The organism is Alcaligenes sp. RM2 (genome assembly GCF_052931795.1).
The window spans coordinates 1-1,447 of sequence record NZ_JBRFIO010000011.1; the positions used below are offsets into that span (position 1 = coordinate 1).

A 1,447-nucleotide genomic window follows, 5' to 3' on the forward strand; every position below is an offset into this window, starting at 1 on the left:
GTGAACTGCACCCCAAAAGTTGGACATTGATCCGACCTTTGGGGTGTTTTTCATGACGAAATACGATAGTCAGTTCAAGCTGTCCGTTGTTCATCGTTATCTATCAGAACAGCATGGGGGCCTGAAGGCAGTTGCTGCGTTTTATGGGCTGTCCCATAGCCAAGTTAGAGGGTGGGTACAGCGATACCGACAGCATGGTGTAACGGGCCTGGACAAAAAGCACAGCGTTTACGACGCGGCCTTCAAGATAAAGGTGCTCAAGCATCTGTGGCGCGATGATCTGTCGTGCCAGCAAGTGGCGCAGTTGTATGATATTCGTTGTTCCGCCCAGGTTGCTCAGTGGATGCGCCAGTATGACGAAGGTGGAATATCGGCGCTAGAGCCCAAGCCACGAGGAGGCCGCAAGAAGATGCCAACGTCTGACTTACCCACCCCATTGCCGCCGCTGCCTGACGATGCGCGCACGCTCGAGCAGTTGCGCAAGGAGAACGAGTATCTACGCGCAGAGGTAGCCTACCTAAAAAAATTGAGGGCCTTGCGTCAGGCCAAGGCGCTAGCCGCGCAGAAAAAGCGCGGGTAGTGCTTGAGCTGAGGCAAGGCCACGATCTGGCGGTGCTGCTCAAGACAGCAGGGCTGGCGCGTAGCACGTTTTATTATCAGGTAAAGGCGCAGCAGGCTGGCGATCGGCAAGCCGATCTAAAGTCGCGGATTCGCGCCCTCTATGAATGCCATAAGGGGCGCTATGGCTACCGGCGCATCACGGCGGCGCTTCGCCAAATGGGCGAGACGGTGAATCACAAAGCGGTGCAGCGTTTGATGAGAGTGTTGGGGCTGAAGTCGCTGGTGCGCCCCAAGAAATACCGCTCCTACCGAGGACAGCAGGCCAGTGTGCCTAATCTCCTGGCCCGCGCATTCCAGGCCGAGCGGCCGAACCAGAAGTGGGTAACCTATATCACCGAGTTCAACGTTCGGGGAGAGAAGCTCTATCTCTCACCTGTGATGGACCTGTACAACGGGGAAATCGTAACCTACGCAATGCAGCGACGACCTCACTTCTCTCTGGTGGGAAACATGCTCAAAAAAGCATGGAGCAAGCTGAGCGACGAACAGACTCCACTGCTGCACTCCGATCAGGGCTGGCAGTATCAGATGCCTGCTTATCGGCGTCAACTTGCTGAACATGGCCTGACCCAAAGCATGTCACGCAAAGGCAACTGCCTGGACAATGCCGCCATGGAGAGCTTCTTTGGCACCCTCAAAGCTGAACTCTTCCACCTGAACCGCTTCGAGAGTATTGAGCAGTTACAGGCGGATCTCGAGCAATACATTCATTACTACAACCACGACCGCATCAAGCTCAAACTAAAAGGCCTGAGCCCGGTGCAATACCGAACTCAGGCCTTCGAGCTCTAACTTCTGACCGTCCAACTTATGGGGGTCAGTTCAA

General features: G+C 55.2%; 1 protein-coding gene. It reads left to right on the forward strand.

The features are described 5' to 3' along the window. Nucleotides 1-52: 52 nt before the first annotated feature. Nucleotides 53-1,413, forward strand: a protein-coding gene (locus tag ACU6HM_RS18755; protein WP_446764197.1) for an IS3 family transposase whose coding sequence is annotated in 2 segments (ribosomal slippage) — nt 53-557 and nt 557-1,413 — 1,362 coding nt in all. Because the reading frame shifts where the segments join, the coding sequence is not laid out codon by codon here. Nucleotides 1,414-1,447: the final 34 nt, after the last annotated feature.